The 20,654-nt window shown below is 64.5% G+C and carries 18 protein-coding genes and 2 pseudogenes; 12 read left to right on the top strand and 8 right to left on the bottom strand.

The genetic code is table 11. The features are described 5' to 3' along the window. Positions 1-130: 130 nt before the first annotated feature. A complete protein-coding gene (gene mazG, locus AB4Z51_RS12955) occupies positions 131-985 on the bottom strand; it encodes a nucleoside triphosphate pyrophosphohydrolase (protein WP_135213622.1) in 855 nt (284 codons plus the stop codon). A gap of 137 nt (positions 986-1,122) precedes the next feature. Between mazG and queC the strand changes: the two genes are divergently transcribed. Then, positions 1,123-1,836: a 7-cyano-7-deazaguanine synthase QueC gene (gene queC, locus AB4Z51_RS12950; protein ID WP_441497509.1), complete on the top strand. Its 714-nt coding sequence runs from the start codon at positions 1,123-1,125 to the stop codon at positions 1,834-1,836. A 149-nt stretch (positions 1,837-1,985) separates the two neighbouring features. On the opposite strand, the gene AB4Z51_RS12945 is transcribed toward queC, so the two are convergent. From AB4Z51_RS12945 to nthA, 3 genes are read right to left on the bottom strand one after another with little or no spacing between them, the layout of a single operon-like run. Continuing rightward, positions 1,986-2,363 (bottom strand): nitrile hydratase accessory protein, encoded by a 378-nt coding sequence (locus AB4Z51_RS12945; RefSeq protein ID WP_167767895.1) that lies wholly within the window; start codon positions 2,361-2,363, stop codon positions 1,986-1,988. Next, a complete protein-coding gene (gene nthB, locus AB4Z51_RS12940) occupies positions 2,363-3,022 on the bottom strand; it encodes a nitrile hydratase subunit beta (RefSeq protein WP_135213625.1) in 660 nt (219 codons plus the stop codon). The genes AB4Z51_RS12945 and nthB overlap by 1 nt, the downstream gene beginning before the upstream one ends. After that, positions 3,019-3,642, bottom strand: a complete 624-nt coding sequence (nthA, locus tag AB4Z51_RS12935) for a nitrile hydratase subunit alpha (protein ID WP_135213626.1) — start codon at positions 3,640-3,642, stop codon at positions 3,019-3,021. The genes nthB and nthA overlap by 4 nt, the downstream gene beginning before the upstream one ends. A 120-nt stretch (positions 3,643-3,762) precedes the next feature. On the opposite strand from nthA, the gene AB4Z51_RS12930 reads away from it, so the two are divergent. The 5 genes from AB4Z51_RS12930 to AB4Z51_RS12910 all read left to right on the top strand — a co-directional run bounded on the left by AB4Z51_RS12930 (position 3,763) and on the right by AB4Z51_RS12910 (position 8,999). Beyond that, the gene (locus tag AB4Z51_RS12930; RefSeq protein WP_441497508.1) at positions 3,763-4,569 is read left to right on the top strand and encodes an enoyl-CoA hydratase/isomerase family protein; all 807 of its coding nucleotides are present in this window, start codon (positions 3,763-3,765) and stop codon (positions 4,567-4,569) included. Positions 4,570-4,697: 128 nt separating this feature from the next. Further along, positions 4,698-6,170, top strand: a complete 1,473-nt coding sequence (locus tag AB4Z51_RS12925) for a DASS family sodium-coupled anion symporter (RefSeq protein ID WP_441497507.1) — start codon at positions 4,698-4,700, stop codon at positions 6,168-6,170. A gap of 232 nt (positions 6,171-6,402) precedes the next feature. Further along, the gene (locus tag AB4Z51_RS12920) at positions 6,403-7,542 is read left to right on the top strand and encodes a methionine ABC transporter ATP-binding protein (protein WP_193560861.1); all 1,140 of its coding nucleotides are present in this window, start codon (positions 6,403-6,405) and stop codon (positions 7,540-7,542) included. After that, on the top strand, positions 7,532-8,197 hold the full coding sequence (locus tag AB4Z51_RS12915; protein ID WP_135213629.1) for a methionine ABC transporter permease: 666 nt from the start codon (positions 7,532-7,534) through the stop codon (positions 8,195-8,197). The genes AB4Z51_RS12920 and AB4Z51_RS12915 overlap by 11 nt, the downstream gene beginning before the upstream one ends. Positions 8,198-8,225: 28 nt before the next feature. Further along, positions 8,226-8,999, top strand: coding sequence for a MetQ/NlpA family ABC transporter substrate-binding protein (locus AB4Z51_RS12910; protein ID WP_135213630.1), 774 nt, complete (start codon positions 8,226-8,228; stop codon positions 8,997-8,999). A 177-nt stretch (positions 9,000-9,176) separates the two neighbouring features. Here the strand turns inward: AB4Z51_RS12910 and AB4Z51_RS12905 are convergent, their stop codons facing one another. After that, complete coding sequence (locus AB4Z51_RS12905) at positions 9,177-10,166, bottom strand: helix-turn-helix domain-containing protein (protein ID WP_135213631.1); 990 nt, start codon at positions 10,164-10,166, stop codon at positions 9,177-9,179. A gap of 179 nt (positions 10,167-10,345) precedes the next feature. On the opposite strand from AB4Z51_RS12905, the gene AB4Z51_RS12900 reads away from it, so the two are divergent. The 5 genes from AB4Z51_RS12900 (at position 10,346) to fsrB (ending at position 17,438) form a co-directional block, all read left to right on the top strand. Then, complete coding sequence (locus AB4Z51_RS12900) at positions 10,346-11,542, top strand: serine hydrolase domain-containing protein (RefSeq protein WP_135213632.1); 1,197 nt, start codon at positions 10,346-10,348, stop codon at positions 11,540-11,542. 16 nt (positions 11,543-11,558) lie between these two features. Next, positions 11,559-13,559, top strand: coding sequence for a primary-amine oxidase (locus tag AB4Z51_RS12895; RefSeq protein WP_441497506.1), 2,001 nt, complete (start codon positions 11,559-11,561; stop codon positions 13,557-13,559). Between the two features lie 247 nt (positions 13,560-13,806). Continuing rightward, positions 13,807-14,163 (top strand): hypothetical protein, encoded by a 357-nt coding sequence (locus AB4Z51_RS12890; RefSeq protein WP_244623027.1) that lies wholly within the window; start codon positions 13,807-13,809, stop codon positions 14,161-14,163. Positions 14,164-14,240: 77 nt separating this feature from the next. Further along, positions 14,241-15,647 carry a Dyp-type peroxidase gene (locus tag AB4Z51_RS12885; protein WP_135213634.1) on the top strand — a complete coding sequence of 469 codons (1,407 nt, stop codon included), beginning with the start codon at positions 14,241-14,243 and terminating at the stop codon, positions 15,645-15,647. A gap of 498 nt (positions 15,648-16,145) precedes the next feature. Continuing rightward, the gene (gene fsrB, locus AB4Z51_RS12880; protein WP_354079931.1) at positions 16,146-17,438 is read left to right on the top strand and encodes a siderophore utilization protein FsrB; all 1,293 of its coding nucleotides are present in this window, start codon (positions 16,146-16,148) and stop codon (positions 17,436-17,438) included. A gap of 350 nt (positions 17,439-17,788) precedes the next feature. Here fsrB and AB4Z51_RS12875 read toward each other — a convergent pair. Next, positions 17,789-17,882 (bottom strand): annotated as a pseudogene (locus AB4Z51_RS12875) (ClpX C4-type zinc finger protein); the annotation flags it as partial. 66 nt (positions 17,883-17,948) lie between these two features. Then, positions 17,949-18,107 (bottom strand): annotated as a pseudogene (locus AB4Z51_RS12870) (glyoxalase superfamily protein); the annotation flags it as partial. A 290-nt stretch (positions 18,108-18,397) separates the two neighbouring features. Between AB4Z51_RS12870 and AB4Z51_RS12865 the strand changes: the two are divergent. After that, positions 18,398-19,213 carry a hypothetical protein gene (locus AB4Z51_RS12865; protein ID WP_441497505.1) on the top strand — a complete coding sequence of 272 codons (816 nt, stop codon included), beginning with the start codon at positions 18,398-18,400 and terminating at the stop codon, positions 19,211-19,213. A gap of 149 nt (positions 19,214-19,362) precedes the next feature. On the opposite strand, the gene AB4Z51_RS12860 is transcribed toward AB4Z51_RS12865, so the two are convergent. Beyond that, positions 19,363-20,559, bottom strand: a complete 1,197-nt coding sequence (locus tag AB4Z51_RS12860) for a M24 family metallopeptidase (protein ID WP_441497504.1) — start codon at positions 20,557-20,559, stop codon at positions 19,363-19,365. Between the last annotated feature and the right edge of the window lie 95 nt (positions 20,560-20,654).

Raw genomic sequence — 20,654 nt, 5'->3', positions numbered from 1 at the left:
GTGACGGTTTCATGGCTTGACTGCGATCCGCCATGACCGCCTCGCTGCATTCGGGAAAAGATGCTGACCTATATCTCCTTCGCGACCGCTTCGATCCTTGCGGGTACGCCGATGGAGCAGGCCCACAACGCTAGCGGCGGGCCTGCGAACGAGTCTCCGATACCGGTTTCGCCTCACTCTTAGCCGCATTCCACAGCGCGTCCATCTCCGCCAGCGACGCCTGCTGGAGCGTCCGGCCCTGCGCCTCGAGCGCGCGCTCGATGAAGGCGAACCGCCGCTCGAACTTTGCATTCGTCGCGCGCAGCGCGGCTTCCGGATCGGCGTCGACGTGGCGGGCGAGATTGACGAGTGCGAACATCAGATCGCCGGTTTCTTCCGCCAGCCCCTCGCTGTCGTTGCGGTCGAGCGCCGCCTCGATCTCGTCGGCTTCCTCGCGGATTTTCGCCAGCACCGCGCGCGGGTCGTTCCAGTCGAAGCCGACGGTGGAAGCCTTGCGCTGGAGCTCCATCGCGCGGGTCAGCGCGGGCTGACCGGCCTTGACGCCCGAGAGTAACGACTTGTGCGTCGGCGTTTCCTCCGGCGGCCGGCGCGCCGCACGTTCGGCTTTCTCCTCGGCCTTGATGCGGTCCCAGACTTCCTTGACGTGGGAGGCGGCGAGGTTGCCGTCCTTGTCGGCGAAGACATGGGGATGGCGCCGGATCATCTTGCGGGTGATGGCCTCCACGACGTCGCCGAAGGCAAAGGCATTCTGTTCTGAAGCCATCTGGGCGTGGAACACGACCTGGAGCAGGAGGTCGCCGAGCTCCTCGCGCAGATCGTCGAGATCGCCGCGGCTGATGGCCTCGACCACCTCATAGGCTTCCTCGATCGTGTAGGGCGCGATCGTCGCGAAATTCTGCTCGAGGTCCCAGGGGCAGCCGGTCACCGGCGTGCGCAGCGCCGCCATGATCTCGATCAGACGGGAAATGTCGCGGGAAGGGGTCATTGCGGGGCAGTCTCCTGGCTCCAAAGCCTTATGCCAAAAGCGGCCCGCCGTTCCCAGCGCGGCGCGGCGGAACAGGCCGATTTCCACCGATTGGCGGCAGATTGGCGAGGAGCGCCCGCAGTGCTAAAGCGCGGGCCATGAGTGACGCATTTTCATCACAAACCGCATTGGTGCTGTTTTCCGGCGGCCAGGATTCCACCACCGGCCTCGCCTGGGCGCTCAGCCGCTTTGCACGCGTGGAGACACTGGGTTTCGAGTATGGCCAGCGCCACGCCATCGAGCTCGCCTGCCGGGACCGGCTGTTCGACGGCATCAAGGGTCTGCGCGCAGACTGGGCCGCAAGGCTCGGCGAGAGCCACACGCTGTCGATCCCAACGCTGGCGGCCGTGTCCGAGACGGCGCTGACGCGCGACGTCGCCATCGCGATGGGCGCCGACGGCCTGCCGAATACGTTCGTGCCCGGCCGCAACCTGGTGTTCCTGACGTTTGCCGCGGCGCTCGCCTACCGGCGCGGCATCACCCACATCGTCGGCGGCATGTGCGAGACCGATTATTCCGGCTACCCCGATTGCCGCGACGACACCATCCGCGCCATGCAGGCCGCGCTCTCGCTCGGCATGGCCAGGCCATTCGAGCTGCATACGCCGCTGATGTGGATCGACAAGGCGGCAACGTGGAAGCTCGCCCACGAGCTCGGCGGCGCAGGACTGGTCGATCTCATCCGCGAGCACTCGCACACCTGCTATCTCGGCGAACGCGGCGCCCAGCATGAGTGGGGTTTCGGGTGCGGCGAGTGCCCGGCGTGCAGCCTGCGGGCTAAGGGGTGGCGGGAGTTTGTGGCGGGCCGCTGAGGCCACATATTCGGTGTCATCACCCGCGAAAGCGGGTGATCCAGTATCCCAGAGACCGTGCTTGAGTCGAGAGGCCGCGGCCTACTGGATTCCCCGCCTTCGCGGGGAATGACAGCGGAGGGCTTGGCACGAGCGTGCCTCTTACCGACCTACCGAAAATCCTCCGGCCGCAGCTCGATCGGCTTGCCGTGCGGGGTGCGGTCGGCGGCGTGGTCCCAGGCGTCGCGGTAGCGGTGCAGCGTCTCCGCCGATGCGACGCCCTTGCTTGCGACCAAACCTTCCAGCGTGGCGAGCCAGTGCAGGTAATAGGTCTCGCCCGTATCAGGATCGCCAGCGGCTTGCGCGCGCTTGATCTCGGAGGCCAAGGCTGCGGCCCATTCCGGCCAGGTGAAGACACCGCGCTCGTGCAGCGTCAGCGCCATCGCAAACGCATGCGCTTCCCAGGGCGCGCGGAACACCGGGCCGTCGTCATCGCGCGGAATGCTCGGAATGGCCGCCGTCGCGGCGGCCGCAGCCGTGCTGCTCATCACGCCGGGTCCAGATAGGGTTCGAAGGCATCGATCGAAACCTTCAAGGTCGGATCACCGTCCGCGCCCCAGAGATCGAGGCCCTCGAACACCACCGTGTAAAGCCATTGCGGATTTTCGCCGAGCTCCATCGCCGCCGAATCCGGAAATACGTGGCAGCCGTGGTTCAGCTCGACGACACCGACATGGCCGCGCACATAGCGCGGCAGCCGCGTATGCGTGGTCGGATGAATGTTCCTGGCGCGGACGCGGTCGCCGATGTTGAATTTTGCCGGCGCGGGGGCAGGGCGGGCGAACTTGCCGCGCACCATGACGCGCTCGACATTGGCGAGGTCGAACTTGCCGTGCTTGAGCGCCCTTGCAGGCTGCATCGCGTGCCCGGCAGCAACCTCGTCCCGGGTGAGGTAGCCCTTCTCGATCAGCATCTCCTCGAGCCCGAGAAACCATTTCTTGTAGTAGGAGCTCGAGAGATAGACGTGCGGCGGCAGCGTCTCGCGATAGAAGCGCGAGGTGTCGATGTTGAAGGCGCCGGCGGCGCCCATCGCGCGCACCATGGCGAGAACACGCGATTCCCACTCCTCGTGAAACATCGGCTCGTTCGGCTCGGCCTCGACCTTGCCGAACCCGTCCATGCCGCCCATGTCGTGGACGCCGTTCACGAGGGCGCTCCAGGCGTCTTGGGAAAGCCGGTGCCAATCATGGAATCGCGCGTGACGAGCTCGGCGAGCTGCTCCTCACTCCAGCCTTCGGTGCCCGCGGGGCGCATCGGCAGCACCAGGAAGCGGGTCTCGGCGGTGGAATCCCACACTCGGATTTCCATGTCCTTGGGCAGCGTGACGTCGAAATCGGCGAGCACGCCGCGCGGGTCCTTCACCGCGCGCGAGCGATAGGGCGCAGCCTTGTACCAGACCGGCGGCAGCCCCAGCATCTCCCAAGGGTAGCAGGAGCACAGCGTGCACACGACCATGTTGTGTCGCTCTGGCGTATTCTCGACCACGACGAGATGGTCGCCGACGCGGCTGACATGGCCGAGCGTGCCGATGGCCTTCGAGCCATCCTCCAGCAGCGCCTTTTTGAACGACGGATCGGTCCAGGCCTTGGCGACGACGCGCGCGCCATTGTGCGGTCCGATCCTGGTCTCATAGGCCTGGATGATGGCGTCGAGCGCGGCCGGCTCGACATAGCCTTTTTCTGTCAAGATCGTCTCGAGCGCGCGCACGCGCAGCTCGGTCTCCGACAGCTCGGAATGGTCGTGATGATGGTCGTGATCGTGGCTCATGGCGCAAAGATAGGCGCAATGGTCCCTGCCTGTCGAGTATGCGCTGGGGCGCAACCGGGTCCCATATTCGTGAGGCTGGATGTAGGCTAGCCTCGCAGCAAAGCGGATAGGGAGACATCGGTGACGGACTTCGTGACGATCGAGAAGGGGCTCGGACCGGAGGGGCGGATTGCGGTGGTACGGTTCGACCGCGGCGACGGCATCAACGCGCTCTCGCCGGAGGCGCTGCGCCAGCTCACCGCGGYCGCGCGCAGCTTCGAGGATGATGCCGCAACGTCCGTCGTGGTTCTGACGGGCAGCACCAGCGCCTTCAGCGCCGGCTTCGACTTGAAAGATGCCGAAGGGCGCTCGCGCACGGACATGGATCTCGGCACGCTGCGGCGGCATCTCAAGCTCGGGCCGCGTCTGACCCATGCCTGGCATGAGATGGAGCAGATCACGATCGCCGCCATCGAGGGTTTTTGCGTCGGCGGCGGCGTCGCGCTGGCCGTGGCGCTCGACTTCCGCGTKATGGGGCACGACGCGCATCTGCGCGTGCCCGAGATCGGGCTCGGCATGAACATGAGCTGGCAGAGCATCCCGCGCATGCTGCATCTGATCGGGCCGGCCCGCACCAAGCAGGCGGTGATCCTGGCCGACCAGCGCATCTCGGCCGATGAGGCCTACGAGTGGGGTTTGGTGGAGCAGGTGGCCGATCCCGGCCATGCGTTCGATGCCGCCATGGAGCTTGCCCGGAAGGTCGCCGCGCAGCCGCCGCTCTCGGTCGCCATGACCAAACTGACCGTCAACCGGCTGGCACACGCGCTAGACGATCTCGCCAGCCACATGGACGTCGACCAGTTCGCGCTGGCGAGTCTCACCGAAGACCACAAGGAGGGCATCGAGGCGTTCCTGACCCGCCGCAAGCCGCGCTTCAAGGGGCGGTAGCAAGGGGCGGTAGAACGTGAAGTCAGGCCATTGATCGCGCCGCGGACAGTCCGTATACGCCGCGCTAGGACAAAAACGGCTCGGCCAACGGGCGGTACAATGCGACGACAATCGAGGGGGGAGGGCCCATGGCCGCTAGCTCGCAGACGCCTCAGGCAAAAGGGTTTAGCTGGAAGCTGATCGCGCCGCTCGTGGTGTGGCTGGCCATCTATCTGTGGCCGGTGCCGACGGGTCTCAACGCCAACCAGTGGCACTATTTTGCCGTGTTCGCGGCCGTGATCACCGGGCTCATCCTGGAATCGATGCCGGTCGGCGCGGTCGGGTTCATCGGGCTGACGGTCGCGGGCGTCGCCGGCTATATCGATCCCGATCCCGGCAAATCGCTGCGCTGGATGCTGGCGGGATTTGCCGAGAGCACGGTGTGGCTGATCGTCGGCGCCTTCGTATTCTCGATCGGTTATCGCAAGAGCCAGCTCGGCCGCCGTATCGCGCTGGTGCTGGTGCAGAAGCTCGGCCGCAACACGCTCGGTCTCGGCTACGCGGTGGCGATGTCGGACTTCCTGCTGGCACCAGCGACGCCATCCAACACCGCGCGCAGCGGCGGCATCGTCTATCCCATCATCAGCAACATCCCGCGCATCTACGGCTCCGAGCCGGGACCGACCGCCGGCAAGATCGGCACCTATGTGATGTGGACGGCGTTTGCGGCAACCGCGATCACCAGCTCGCTGTTCTTCACCGCGCTCGCGCCCAATGCGGCCGCGCTTGCGATCGCCAAGAAGACCGCCGGCGTCGAGGTGAGCTGGGCGCAGTGGTTCGTCGGCTTTGCGCCGCTCGGCATCCTCCTGATGATCCTCGTGCCGCTGCTCAGCTATGTGGTCTGCCGTCCCGAGGTGAAGCACAGCCCGGAGATCTCCGAATGGGCGGYCAGGGAGGTCAGCGAGATGGGCCCGATGTCGCGCAACGAGTGGATCATGCTGGCTCTGATCGTCCTCGCGATGTTCCTGTGGATCGCGGGCTCGAGCCCGGACATCCACGTGCCGCTGCTCGGCTCGAACTTCGTCAACGCCACCACCGTCGTGTTCATCGTGATCTCGCTGATGCTGGTGACGGGCGTGATCGAGTTCGCCGACATCGTCAGCGAGAAGAGCGCCTGGGAGGTGTTCTTCTATTTCACCTCGCTGCTGACGCTGGCCTCGGGCCTCAACGAAATCGGCTTCGTCAAATGGTTCGCGACCGAATACGCCAAACCGCTCGCGGGGCTGTCGCCGTCGACCGCGATGCTCCTGCTGGTCGCGCTATTCTTCTGGATCCACTACTTCTTCTCGAGCATCACCTCGCATGCCGCAGCCGTGCTGCCGGTGGTGCTCGCGGTCGGATCGGGCATTCCCGGCCTGCCGGTTACGACGCTCGCCATGCTCTGCATGTATTCGCTCGGCCTGATGGGCGTGATCTCGCCTTACGCGACGGGACCCGCGCCGATGTATTTCGGCAGCGGCTATATCGGGAAGGGCCAGTTCTGGGGCTTTGGGCTGCTGTTCGGGCTGCTCTATTTTGCGGGACTCCTGCTGATCGTGCTGCCCTGGTTGCAGATCAGCTGAGCGGGGCCGGAAGCTCATACCCCCGGCAGACGAATTTTCTTCGCCGGGGTGGGATTAGGAAAACTTCGTCCAACTCCCCGCAAATATCTGACATTGCAAGGAAGACCTGAAAAGGCGATGGTGCTTGCTGCAGTGCAGCGCGTTCCACCCGAACCCTCGCCGCGATTTCACTCTCCGTCGCTTGACGCGACCGGTTCCCGCATGCCCCACGGGGCAGCAGGAACTGTTGTGCATGAAGGCCGCCTCCATGAACGCCCACCAATCGCTCGCGATCGGACAGAAGATCGAAACGCTTGAAGCGATTTCACCTGCCGCCCAGAACGCTGACGCGATGGTCCGTTTCGAAGGCATCTCGAAGATTTATCCGGCCTATCGCGGCAAGCCCGGTGTCAACGCGCTGCAAGACATCGACTTCGCGATTGCGCGCGGCTCGATCACCGGCGTTATCGGCCGCTCCGGCGCCGGCAAGTCGAGCCTGGTCCGGCTGATCAACGGGCTGGAGAAGCCGACCACGGGCCGCGTGATCGTCGACAACAGCGACATCTCGGCGCTGGCAGGTCGCGAATTGCGGCTGGCGCAGCGCTCGATCGGGATGATCTTCCAGCATTTCAACCTGCTGTCGTCGCGCACGGCGGCCGACAACATCGCGCTGCCGCTGGAGATCGCCGGCTGGGCCAAGGCCGACATCAAGGCCCGCGTCGCCGAGCTGCTGGCGCTGGTCGGCATCGCCGACAAGCACGACCGCTACCCTTCTGAACTCTCGGGCGGCCAGAAGCAGCGCGTCGGCATTGCCCGTGCGCTGGCGACGCGGCCGAGCGTGCTGCTGTCGGACGAGGCGACTTCGGCGCTCGACCCGCAGACCACGCGCGCGATCCTCGATCTGCTCGCCAACATCAATCGCGAGCTCGGCGTGACCATCGTGCTGATCACCCACGAAATGTCCGTGGTGCGCCAGCTCGCCAAGGAAGTGGTGGTGCTCGACGCCGGCCATGTCGTCGAGAGCGGCCATGTCGCCGACATCTTCACGCACCCCAAGCATCCGATCACGCAGTCCTTCCTCGCCGAAGTCATCGGCGACAGCCTGCCGGTGTCGCTTGCGAGCCGGATCGTGGCGGAGCCGTCCGCCGGCGGGCAGGCCGTGATCCGCGTCCAGGTGCGCGGGGCAGGGGCCGGCGACACGGTGGTGGCGCGGCTTGCCCGCGAGCTCGGTCTCGACGTGGCGCTGCTGTCGGCGCGCATCGACGAGATCGGCGGCCAGCATGTGGGCTCATTGACCCTCGGTATTCCCGGTGGCGAGGACGCGGTGACGCGCACGCTCGCCTGGCTCTCTCAATATCAACTCCCGGCGGAGCGTCTCGGCTATGTCGCCTGAACTCATCAACCTCATCGTCCAGGCAACAGGCGAAAGCCTGTACATGGTCGGCATCGCGGCACTGCTCGGCACCGCCTTCGGCCTGCCGCTCGGCGTGTTCCTCGCGACCAGCCGGAAAGGCGAGCTGTTCGCGGCGCCCACCATCAATCGCGTGCTCGGCATCGTCGTCAATGCGACGCGCTCCACGCCCTTCATCATCCTGGTCGTCGCCATCATCCCGTTCACCCGGCTCATTGCCGGCACCTCGATCGGCTCGACCGCAGCGATCGTGCCGCTGGTCATCGCATCGACGCCGTTTATCGCGCGCCTGGTCGAAGCTGCGATCCGCGAGGTCGATGGCGGCCTGATCGAAACCGCGTCCTCGTTCGGGGCATCACCGATCCAGATCGTTCTCAAGGTACTGATCCCCGAAGCGTTGCCCGGCCTGCTCCTGGCACTGACGCTCGCGGTGGTCAGCCTGCTCGGCTACTCCGCCATGGTCGGTGCCGTCGGTGGCGGCGGGCTCGGCGATCTCGGCATCCGCTACGGCTATCAGCGCTTCATGCCGGAGATGATGCTCGCCGTCGTGGTCGTTCTGATCGCACTGGTGCAGCTCGTGCAGAGCGCGGGCGATTATCTCGCACGCCGGGTCAACCGCCGGCTGCGGCAGCGCTGATACACATTCCCTGAAACTGGAGACTACAATGCGCTTTCTCGCAACCCTTGCGGCTGCAGCCTTGCTTGCGACCACCGCTCAAGCTGAAACCATCCGCGTCGGCGTTACAGCCGGTCCCCATGCCGAGATCATGGACGTCGTGAAGAAGGTCGGCGCCGAGCGCGGCCTCGACATCAAGGTGGTCGAGTTCACCGACTACGTCATTCCGAACCAGGCGCTGGCGCTGAAGGACCTCGAAGCCAACTCGTTCCAACACGAGCCTTACCTGAAGAACCAGATCTCCAAGACCGGTTGGAAAATCGTCAAGGTCGCGAACACGATCGGCTCGCCGCAGGGCGTCTATTCGCAGAAATTCAAGAAGCTCGCCGATTTGCCAGAAGGCGCCCGCGTTGCAATTGCCAACGATCCCTCCAACGGCGCGCGCGGCCTGATGATCCTGGCGCTGCACGGCGTGATCAAGCTGAAGGACCCGACCAACGTCGCTTCGACCATCGCTGATATCACCGACAACCCGAAGAAGCTGCGCTTCGTCGAGCTCGATGCCGCCCAGCTTCCGCGCGCGCTGCAGGACGTCGACGTCGTCTCGATCAACAACAATTACGCCGTGCAGGCCGGCCTCAATCCGGCGACCGATGCGATCGCGCGCGAGAACCCCGATGGTCCCTGGGTCAACATCCTCGCCGTCCGCGAGGAGGACAAGGACAAGCCGTGGGTGAAGCAGTTGATCGCGGTCTATCACTCCGATCCCGTGAAGGCGTTTCTTGAGACGCGCTTCAAGGGTACGTATTTGCCGACCTGGTAACGTGCCCGGCCTGCATGGTTCGAGACGCCCGCTTGCGCGGGCTCCTCACCATGAGGGTCCAATATCTCGCCGCAAAACCCGACCTCATCCTGAGGGCCCGCCAGAGGCGGGCGTCTCGAAGGATGGCCGCAAGCGAGCTGCTAGCCACGACTTGTCCTGGAGTAGAAGACGCGCGCGTCAGGCGACAAGCCTCGCGCGCCGCAGCGTCTCCGAGGGCAGCTCGGAGAAGTGGCGCTTGTAGTCGAGCGAGAACTGGCTGAAGTGCCAGAAGCCGTGTTGCACGGCGACGTCGTAGATCGACGTCTCGGCGCCACTGGCGCGCTTCAGGTCCCGCCGCACCCGGTTCAGCCGCATCGCGCGCCAGTAATGCATCGGGCTCGTGCCCACGACTTCCTGAAAGCAATAGCCGAGCTTGCGCGGGCTCGCGCCGACCGCCTTGCAGACCTCCAGCAGCGACAGCGAGCGATCACCGCTGCCATGCATCAGCTCACGGGCGCGATCCACGGTGCGCTTGCGCGCCGTGGCGCTGCGGCCGGGATCGCTGGGCTGGGCCGTCGGCAGCATGTCCATGATCTCGACGAGGAGGGCGTCCTCCAGCGCTTGCCGCGCGGCCGGATCGTCGAACCGTTCGGGTGCGGCCGTGATGGTCTCGTGAATGGCGGCGAGGTGGGCGCGCAGCCGCGCGACCGGCGCCGCCGCCATCTCGATCACCCGCAACTGGTGCCAGACGGCGCGCGGCAATTCGATGTCGAGCCGTGCCGCAAGCTCCGCGATCAGCACCGCGCTGGCGACGACACCGCGCAACTCGAACGCCTTCGGCGTACACATGTCGATCTCGGCGTCGATGCTGGCGATGACCTGGGAGCCCGCAACACTGGCCCCGTTGCAATTCACCTCGCCATCGCCGTGCCAGGGCAGACCGATGCCAAAGCTGTCGGCACCTAACTGGCCATATTGGCGCACCTGCTGGCTGGTGATCTCGCAGAACACTTCGAGCCGGGGCAGGGAGAGTTGCGTGAAGCTGCCCCGGAACGCCCCGGCGCTGATCTGGTCGTAGCTCAGCCGCCAGCGGCCGAGCGTGGCGCAATGCTCGTCGACATCCGTGCTGCTCGCTTGAAGTAGATTGGCAGCCGAGTCTTGAATCGGAAGAGTTGCGCTTAAGGCCATGACAGCACGTCAGAATTTGCAAGCCGAATAGCCAGCAAGAACTACGCCAGACTGGCACGGCCATGGCCGCTGTCCAGCAAAATATTGCCGGATCTCGATAACGCCCGATGCGGCCTGTGTGCAGTCTTCTCCCTTGCCGTTCCGGCATCGCAGTCGGGATGGCCTTGCGGAGGATCGAGATGCGACCGACGGACATCATGCGCGGCAGCCCGCCCACGCCCGAGGCCCAGGTGACCCGCGCCAACTGGCGCAGCTTTCCCGCCATCCGCTGGGGCTTCACCCACACCCGCGAAGTGCTGCCGACCGCGGAGGTTCGCCGCTCCGCGCATCCCACACCGATGGCAAGCGCGCCGCGCGAGCTGCAAAAGCTCAGCTTCACCGCGCCGGACGGCAAGCCGACCACGGTCGAGGCCACCTTGCGCGAAACCTTCGGCGATGCGCTGCTGGTCATGCACCGGGGCACGCTGATCCACGAATGGTACGGCGACGGCATCAGCGTCACCACGCCGCATCTGATCTGCTCCATCAGCAAGTCGATCGCCGGCACGCTCGGCGGCGTGCTGGCCGCGCGCGGCCTGCTCGATCCGGAGGCAAGGGTGGTGCGCTACGTGCCGGAGCTGGAGAGCTCGGTCTATGGCAGCTGCACCGTCCGCAACGTCCTCGACATGGCGGTCGCGATCAAGTTCGAGGAGGATTACGAGGATCCGGCCGGCGACGTCGCACGCTATCGTTTCTCCTCGGGCTGGGACGTGCCGCCGCCGGGCGTCGAAGCCGGCCATCAGCGCGCCTATCTCACCACGCTGCGCGGGACCGGCAAGCCGCACGGCAAGGTGTTCCACTACGTCTCGACCAATACGGAAGTGCTCGGCTGGGTCTACGAGCGCGCCTGCGGCATGCCTTACCATCGCATCCTCTCCGACTATCTCTGGCAGCCCTTGGGTGCCGAAGAGGACGGCTCTCTCACGCTCGACAGCCACGGCATGGGCCGCATCGCTGGCGGCCTTTCCGTCACCGCACGCGATCTGCTGCGCTTCGGCGAAATGATCCGCTGCCGCGGCGTGGTCGAGGGACGGCAGGTGGTGCCGGGCTGGTGGATCGACGACATCCACGAGAACGGCGATCCCCAGGCGTGGAAAGACGGCGATCTCGCCGACATCTTCCCGGGCGCCCGCTACCGCAGCAAATGGTACACGATCGATCCGTCGCGGAACGATCTCGCGGGGATCGGCATTCACGGCCAGTGGCTCTACATCGACGCGGCCACCGACACCGTCATCGTCAAGCTCGCGACGCAGCCGAAGGCGATGGACGTTCCGCTCGACCACCGCTGGCTCGCCGCCTTCCGCGCCATCACCGCGCATCTCGCCCCGCGCTGATTTTTTGGTCATCATCATGCTCGATACCGTCAAAGCCAAATCACCGATTCAAGCGGCCGCACCGCATCCGCTCGATCCTCTGACAGCCGAAGAGATCACGGCCGCCTGCACGCTGGTTCGTGCCGCCGCGACCTCGCCGGAGAACTGCCGCTTCCCGACCGTCCGGCTGGAGGAGCCGACCAAACAGGAATTGGCTACGGGCGGAGCAGGGCGCCGCGCCTTCGCGCTGACGCTCGACGTCACCACGGGCGAGGCGATCGAGCACATCGTCGATCTCGGCCGCAACGAGATCGTCAGCCGCAAGGTCATTCCGAACCGCGAGGCGCCCTATGGGCAGCCGCCGGTGATGCTGGAAGAATTTTTCAAGTGCGAGGCCGTGGTGAAGGCCGATCCAGGCTGGCGCGCGGCGATGGTCCGCCGCGGGCTCACCGACAAGGATATCGAGCTGGTCCAGGTCGATCCGTTCTCCTCGGGCTTCTTCGATTTTGAGTACGAGCGCGGCGCCCGTATCGTGCGCGCCGTCAGCTTTTTCCGCGAGCACCTTCAGGACAACGGCTACGCGCATCCGATCGAGGGCGTGGTCGCCGTGGTCGACCTGATCGGCGGCAAGGTCATCGACCTCACGGACGCCGATCCGATCGTGCCGATCCCGCGCAAGAAGCGGAATTACGGCGCGCACGAGGTCAAAAACCCGCGCACCGACATCAAGCCGCTGCATATCGAGCAGCCGGAGGGCGCGAGCTTCAAGGTCGATGGCTGGAACGTCGACTGGCAGAAATGGAGCTTTCGCGTCGGCTTCACGCCGCGCGAGGGCCTGGTGCTGCATCAGCTTGCCTACCAGGACGGCGATCGCAAGCGCTCGCTGATCCATCGCGCCAGCGTCACCGAGATGGTGGTGCCTTACGCCGATCCGACCGAGAACCATTTCTGGAAGTCGGCGTTCGATGCCGGGGAATACGGGCTCGGCATGCTCGCCAACGCGCTCGAGCTCGGCTGCGACTGTCTCGGCAACATCCATTATTTCGACGTGCCCGCCGCCGACAACAAGGGCGAGCCCTTCGTCATGCAGAATGCCATCTGCATGCATGAAGAAGATTACGGAATTGCCTGGAAACACTACGAATTCCGCAACGGCCTGTYCGAGGTGCGCCGCTCGCGGCGCCTCGTCATCTCGTTCTTCGCCACCGTCGGCAATTACGACTACGGCTTCTACTGGTACCTGTACCAGGACGGCACGATCCAACTCGAAACAAAACTCACCGGCATCATCCAGACCGCCGCCGTGCCATCGGGCGAAAAATACAAATGGGGCGGCATGGTCGACGACAATCTGGGCGGCCCGACGCACCAGCATTTCTTCAACGTGCGCATGCACATGGATCTCGACGGCGGCGGCAACACGGTCACCGAGCACGAGTTCGTGCCGCGGCCCTGGGGCGCGGACAATCCGCACGGCAATGCGTTCGATAYCACCACGCGCGTGCTGTCGCGCGAGCGTGATGCGGCTGCCATTGCGAACGGCGAGACCGGCCGGTTCTGGAAGATCAGCAATCCCAACGAGACCAACTCCGTCGGCAACGCGCCGGCCTACAAGCTCGTCGTCAATCCGAGCCCGCTGATGCTGGCGCAGGAGGGCAGCTACGTGCGCAAGCGCGGCGGCTTTGCGACGAAGCACGTCTGGGTCACGGCCTTCGACAAGGACGAGAAATACGCGAGCGGCGATTATCCCAACGTCCATGCCGGCGGCGACGGCCTGCCGCGCTACGCCGCGCAGAACCGCAACATCGAGAACACAGATCTCGTGGTGTGGCACTCCTTCGGCCACACCCATGTCTGCAAGCCCGAGGATTTTCCGATCATGCCGGTCGAATATGCCGGCTTCATGCTGAAGCCGACCGGATTCTTTTCGGCCAATGCCGCCGGCGACATTCCGCCGGAGCGCAACAGCCGCAGCGTGCTAGCGGGCGACCCGAAGGATGCCGCCGGCGGCTCGTGCTGCCACGCCGGCAAAGCCTAGACTCGTCGCGCGACAACAATGTTCGCAGCAGGCCGACCGGCGCTGGTTCGCTGGTCGCATGCGCTCGCGGTCGAATTGTCAGGGGAGTATTGCTGCCCCTTTCGAACGGCCCGCGACGCGACGGCCGGCCGCAGGTCGAAAAGATTGCTTCCAATTCCTTTCGAGAGTGATACCATCTTAAGGTTGTATTCTTTAAGGAGATTTCCCATGACCCATGCACTCAATCTCACGCTGCCGATCAAGCAGGATGCCGAGACCCTGGCAAAGCTGCGGAATCTCGAGGCGAGCTTCACTGAGAAGGTTCAGCGCGGCGGCGCTGAAGCAGTCCAGGATCGTTCATTTCGCCCGGGTCGTCGTCATCGAGGACAAGTACATCCAGGTCATCACCGAATATGAGGGAACGCACCAGGAATACACGGAGTTTTTCCGGCGAGCGCTCACGCCGATATTTGCCGCGATATTTTCCCTGGCAGATACGACTGGCCTGGACATCAACGATCCCAATGCGTTCTTCGAATTCTCGAAGAACCACAACGCGCGCTCGCTGGGCACTGCGACCGACGGCATGACTGTCGCAGACATTCTGGCAAAGCTCGGGAAATAGCTCAGCGTATTTGCGCTTTCGGGATAGGCCGGCTTTGAGGCTGCCTATCGGCTGACCGTTCTTGCAGGACAGGCGCCATGGTGGATCTCGACAATTTGCAGGCGATCGTCGCTCGAAGCTCCGCCAAGCCGCTACTCGCGGTTCTGTTGTTTAGGTTTGGCGACGCCGGCGGTGCCAGGTCCTTCCTGCGGCAATGGATACCGCGAGCCGCGGTGGGGGCGGGCCCGGACGCAGATGGTCCCGCGTTCCACTTCATGTTCAGTTGGAACGGCATCGCGACGTTGATGTCGGGTCGCCCCGACCTTGACGTCGCACAGGGGCGGCAGCAATTCGAGGTATCGTTCGTGGACCCGGCGCAGGCGCCGGATGGCGGCATTGCGACACAGCTTGGTTTCTTCGACGCCAGCGCTCCGGCGGGATGGTGGGATGGCAAGTTCAAGTCGGGCGATATCGATCTGGCCATCCATATCGGGTTCGATACGCCCGAGCAGAAAGCCGATTGCCTCGCGCAGGTGCGGCAGTCGGCGACAGGTTTCGGTGTCCGGGAATTGTCACTCGAAAGTTGGGACGACGGCGCGCTGTCCGGCTGTCGGCCAGCCGACGGCCGCCTGCATTTTGGCTATCGTGATGGAATCACCGCGCCCAATGTTGACTGGCAGGATGCGCCGGCTGCCAGGGCTTCCGACGCCGTCGATTGTCGCGAGATCGTCGTCGGCTATCCGAACAGCGATTTTCCCACTGCACCGTTCAAGCCCGGTCCGTGGCAGGACTTCGCGCGCGATGGATCGTTCGTCGGCCTGTCGTGGCTTTATCAGGACGTCGCGGCCTTCAACAAATTCCTGGTGGCGAATGCACCGCAGGCGGCGCCGCATGTCGGCCCGGAACTGGCCGAGGAATGGATCGCGGCCAAGATGATGGGGCGCTGGCGACACGGGTCGCCGCTGTCACGCTTTCCGGATGCACCACCGTCGACCCCGCAATTGAACGATGCTTTCGGCTATGGCGACGATCCAAACGGCGTCAAATGCCCGCTCGGGGCTCACATTCGCATTGTCAATTGCCGCGATCAGCCGCTGAAATTCGCCAATCAGATTCGTTTCCCCAAGGGGCCGCCGCGAGTCATACGCCGCGGATTTTCCTACGGCCCTCATCTGGAGGGCACGGAGGACGACGGCAAGGACCGCGGCATCGTAGGGCTGTTCTACTTCGCCAGGATCAACGAGCAATTCTATACCATCCTGCGGTGGATGCATCAGACGGACTTTGCCGACGCCTACATGCGCCTTCCGAACGGGGCCAACGCGCAGGATGCGTTGACCGGAAACCGGGCAGACCCAAAGGCCGAGACCCGGTTCCAGGTTCCGCTTGCGGGGGACGCCTCCGTGACGTTCCAGATGAAGCAATTTATCCGCTACAAGGGCGTCGCAGTGCTGTTTGCGCCGAGCGTTAAAGCGCTCAACACGATGATTGCCGCGCAAGGTTGAACTGCCGGGCTCCCGTCAGCCGTCGCATCGTCGCCGCAGCCATTCGTTCGCGGCAGCGAGTCCGCCGTTGTCACGCGTTTGCGGACAAGCGGCGAATGTTCTCACTCTAGAAGCATTCCATATCGAAGTGCTCATAGAAGCCGGCGATGCGCCTCGACGCGCAGATGGGCGCATTGGTCGCACGATTTATTCCCCGGTCTCGATAGATTCTAACTCCTCGTCCCTCGCACTGAAGATGTCCCCGCGTTAGGGCGAGAGTCCAAAAATCATTCCGGCAAAGCCGGCAGTGCGTGGGACCTCGATAGACGTGTCAGACTTCCAACTTCGTTCGTGCTCCAATGCGCTTGTTCGACAGCTTCAGGTGCTTTTCTTCGGCGCCGTCAGCATATTCGCTCTCTGCGTTCCCTTCGCGCCCGTGCAGGCGCAAACTCAAATTCCCACGGTCTCGGTGGAAGCGCCGGCGCAGCGCGCCGGACCCGCTTGATGAGAGTCGAGACGATGAGAGCGATATTCGGCAGGCTGCATCGCTGGGCGGGACTGCTCACGGCCGGATTCCTGTTCTTCTCCGGCATCACCGGCGCGATCATCTCATGGGATCATGAGATCGACGAGGTGCTGAACCACCACCTGTTCGATGTCACCAGCAAAGGCCCGGCGCTTCCCTCGATCGAGCTCGCGAAGATGATCGAGCAGCGCGATCCCCGCGCACGCGTCGTCTACCTCTTCATGACGCCGGAGGAGGGGCACTCGCTGTGGTTCTTCGTGATGCCGCGGATCGATCCGGCGACGGGAAAACGCTTCGCGATCGACTACAACCAGATTTTCCTCGATCCCAACACCGGTGTCGAGCTCGGCCGGCGCTATTGGGGCGCGGTGTGGCCGGTGACGCGCGAAAACTTCGTCTCGTTCCTCTACAAGCTCCACTACACCATGCACATCCCGGAATTCTGGGGCAGCGATCGCTGGGGCATGCGCGTGCTCGGCGTGATCGCCATCATCTGGACCATCGATTGCTTCGTCGGCTTCTATCTGACGCTGCCCTCGCGACGGCGCGCCAAGGCCGCGCGGGCACCCCAGGTCACGCGCCAGCTCGAACGGGGCTTCTGGGCGCGCTGGGCGCCGGCCTGGACCATCAAGGCATCGGGCAGCGCCTACCGGATCAATTTCGATATCCATCGCGCCTTCAGCCTGTGGACCTGGGGCGTGCTGTTCATCATCGCCTTCACGGCGTTCTCGCTGAACCTCTATTTCGAGGTGTTCTCGCCGATGATGAAGATGGTGTCGAACTACACGCCGACGCCCTATGAGCAGCGGCCCTATCGCGATCTCGACGATCCCATCGAGCCCAAGGTGACGTTTGACGACATCGCTGCGCGCGCGGCGGCCGACGGCAAGGGGCGAGGGTGGACCGTCCCGGTCGGCTCGATCAATTACGGCCCGGCCCATGGCGTCTATGCCGCGGCGTTCTTCCATCCCGGCGACGATCACGGCGCCGGCGGCGTCGGGCCGGCGCAGCTCTATTACGACAGCGAGGACGGCCGCCCGATCGGCGAACGGCTGCCCTGGGTCGGCACCGCCGCCGACATCTTCGTGCAGGCGCAATTCCCGCTGCATTCGGGCCGCATCGTCGGGCTGTTCGGCCGCATCCTGATCTCGATCATGGGCCTCGTGGTGGCGGCACTGTCGGTCACCGGCGTCGTGATCTGGTGGCGCAAGCGCCGCGCCCGCGTCCGGGCGCGCGAGACGGCGGCGATGCGCCTGAGCCGGCAGCAGCTCACGCCGGCGGAGTAGGGCCGGCGTGCCGCTCGATCGTCTGCGCATTTACCGGGTCCGCTCGTTGACGATGGGCATCGCGGTCTGCAGCGCCTGCTCGTAACGCTTCAACTGACTTAGCGAGAATTTCTTCATCGCCAGCAGTTCGTCGGACGTCTTGCCTCTCAATCGAGCGACTTTGGATGTCTTGAACACGTCATCATTCGCCGCCGAGGCGTTCTGTCGAAGCGCAAAAACCCTTTCGATGCTCTGCGACAACAGCCGATTGCGCTCCACCCCTTTGTTCGCGTGCTCCACATAGGGAAGCAGTCTATCGGTGGGCATGGCGCGAGCACTGTCTGCATCTCCTTCGATGAGGCGAAGCAGCTGCTCATCAACGATATCGGTGCATAGGTCGATACATTCGTCGCAGATAAAGACAGCCGGCCCGGCCACCAGCTTGCTCACTTCGTGCTGGTTCATGCCGCAGAACGAACAGTAGATGGGACGATCCTGCTGGGCAGGATTCTGCACGCCAGCACTCGGCTGCGCCGCATCAATCTTGGCCGACAGAATATTCCAGTTCTCGTACCCGAACGCTTTCGCGATCAGTTCCAAAGCTTCGCTGTGAGTGGTTTGCACGGCTTTGGCATTCAAGGCATCGCGCAAGGAACGAGCCATGGCCTTCGCATCGCGGAAATCGCGCATGAGAGCACCCGTATCGGCGAACGGAGAAGATCAGTGCCTGCCTTGCCGACCCGCTCGCCAATAGCGAGGGTGAGGGCGACTTTGATACGTTCACCATCCCCAAAGGGCGCAGGCAGCGGGTGTATCGACCCGATCGAATTTTGGCGCTGGACGGCCGCTCTTGTCAACCTGAAACGGGTACATCGACACCTCCGGCCGCCACGCACGTTCGCAGTTCAGGAGCCGATGAACCTTCCCGTCCGGCACCGGCACAAAGACTGGAGATCGCTCCCAGTCTTCCGGAAATTGCAATGAGATCGCTCGCGTTGCTCTGCCTGCTCGTTTTCGCGACGCCCACCTACGCGGCCACGCCCGAGCAGCACTATCTCGACCTGCGCGATCGCTACATCGCAAAATTCTCCAAAGCCAAGGAGAGCGACGAGACTTTCAAGCAGCACGATGCGGCGCTCAACGAGCTGACCGGTGTGCTGCGCGGCCTGGTCGGACCGGTCACGATCAAGGGGCTGCCGGCGGAGGGCAAGTCGAACGCCGACACGCTGTTCAAGGGCGACTCGGGCTTCGGCCATCTCGACGGTCTGGGCTTTGCCTCCGAAGGCGACAAGATGCAGGCCGTGGTGACCACCACAGGTCTGCTCAAGCACTGGCTGCGCGAGCACCGCGAGGATGGCCTGCCGCAGGAGATCGCCGCAGCCTTCAAGTCGGATCGCTTCTACTATCAAGCCATCCAAGACTCGGCCTTCGCCAAATATGCCGAGCTGCCGATCGCGAAGCCCGCATCCGCCAGTGCCGGGGTCGCCGTGCTCGGCGTGCGCGGCAACGGCGACCTGAAGGGCGCGCCGCACGAAATCGATGTCGTCGCGATCCAGGGCGAGAAGGTCTTCTTCCTCGCCGTCACCGATGCCGTGAAGACGGCCGAGATCCCGGCCTGCGAAAAAGTCTGGAAGCAAATGATGGCCAGGAAGACTCCAGAGGACGCCATGGCCAAGGAAGACCAGGCCATGGACGCCTACACAAAGTGTTTCGCCAAGGAAGCGCCGAGCCAGAGCTGGTTCGCGGGCGCGGTGAAGAAGGCACAGAGCCAGCTGGAGATGCTGTTGACGCGGTAATTGCGCAGCTTCACCACACTCCGCACCTCATCCTGAGGAGCCCGCAAAGCGGGCGTCTCGAAGGATGGCCACACGCGAGAGGCTGGCCTTCATGGTTCGAGACGCGCGTGCCGCGCTCCTCACCATGAGGGTCTTGCAACGTCCTTAGGCTAAAGCGCACTCCCACCCAAATTCCAGCCCCGGCCACCTTCGCCAAAAATCTCATACCCCGTCGCCGTCACCACAACCGTATCCTCGAGCTTGATGAAGCCGCGCTTCGGATGCTTCATCGTCGTCTCGATCGAGACCACCATGCCTGTTTCGAGCGGCAGCCGGGCGTCGGTGTCGTCGTAGGGGACCGGACCCTTGGCGGTCAGGCGAGGGGCCTCGTGGCTGACGAGACCCATGCCGTGGGCCAGGAAATCTGTGCAGTCGCGCTGGGTGATCCGGGCAAGCTGCCGCTCAGCCGCGACGTAGATGTCGCCGCCCAGGGCGCCCGGTCGGACCGCGGCAAAGGCGGCGCGCTGAACCGCCTCGATCTCGGCCAGGCAATCCTTCAGTTCGCTGTCGGGTTCGCCCAGCACGGCCATTCGGGCGAGGTCGCCGATATAGCCGTGATAATTGCCGCCGGAGTCGAGCGACAGCACGTCGCCTTGCTCCCAGCGCTGCGCAGACGGCGCCCGGTTGTGGCTGCTGCCGCAGGCCAGCAGGCAGTATTCGAAAGTCAGGCCGCGATTGGCCTCGGCGACACGCAAGCTGTCCGACAATTGCTGCTTGGTGGTGCCCGGCCCGTGCGCGGCGATCACCTCCAGCATTGATGCAATGACGAGCTCGGACGCCGTCTTGAGCTTGGCCAGCTCGTCCGCCGACTTGACCGCCCGCAGCCGCTCCAGCACCAGCAGCGCGTCCTTGAGCTCGGCACCGGGCAGGGCGTCAGCGAGCGCCCTTCCAGCATCCATCGGCAGGAACGCCATCTCGACGCCGACCCGCTTCAAGGGCACGCCGGCGTCGCGGATCAGGCCAATGGCCCGTGTGACCGCGTCGACCGAGCCATTGGATTCGGTGCGGACCTGCGGCACCCACGGCGGCGCCACGGCACGCTGATGGGTTTCCAGACGGTGACCGATATAGACCGCCTTGTCCGGCGCACCCCTGGGATAGATCAGGACCGGCAGATAGCGGCTGACGCCCATCGCGTCCATGTAGTCGAAGAAGATCGCGCGCTCGGCCCCCAGCAGGTACTGCACATTGTGCTTGGAGGTCGCGACCAGCACGTCGAGGCCGGCGGCCTCCATGAGACGGTCGAGCTTGGCGGCGTCGAACGGAATGGCGCGCGAGYTGTTCGCGCGGGTGACGTTCTCCTGCATGACGGGCTCCTTGAGCGGCGGTTGAGACCGCCTTGTATCGTTGACCTCTACAGGACTGCGACGCCCAGTCTAGCACAACCTCCACTCGCGCGCCC

This window comes from Bradyrhizobium sp. 2TAF36 (assembly GCF_052114925.1).
GTDB classification, from domain to species: Bacteria; Pseudomonadota; Alphaproteobacteria; order Rhizobiales; family Xanthobacteraceae; genus Bradyrhizobium; species Bradyrhizobium barranii.
Note: the sequence above shows the minus strand (reverse complement) of the source record. Positions and strands in the feature narration are given on the sequence as shown.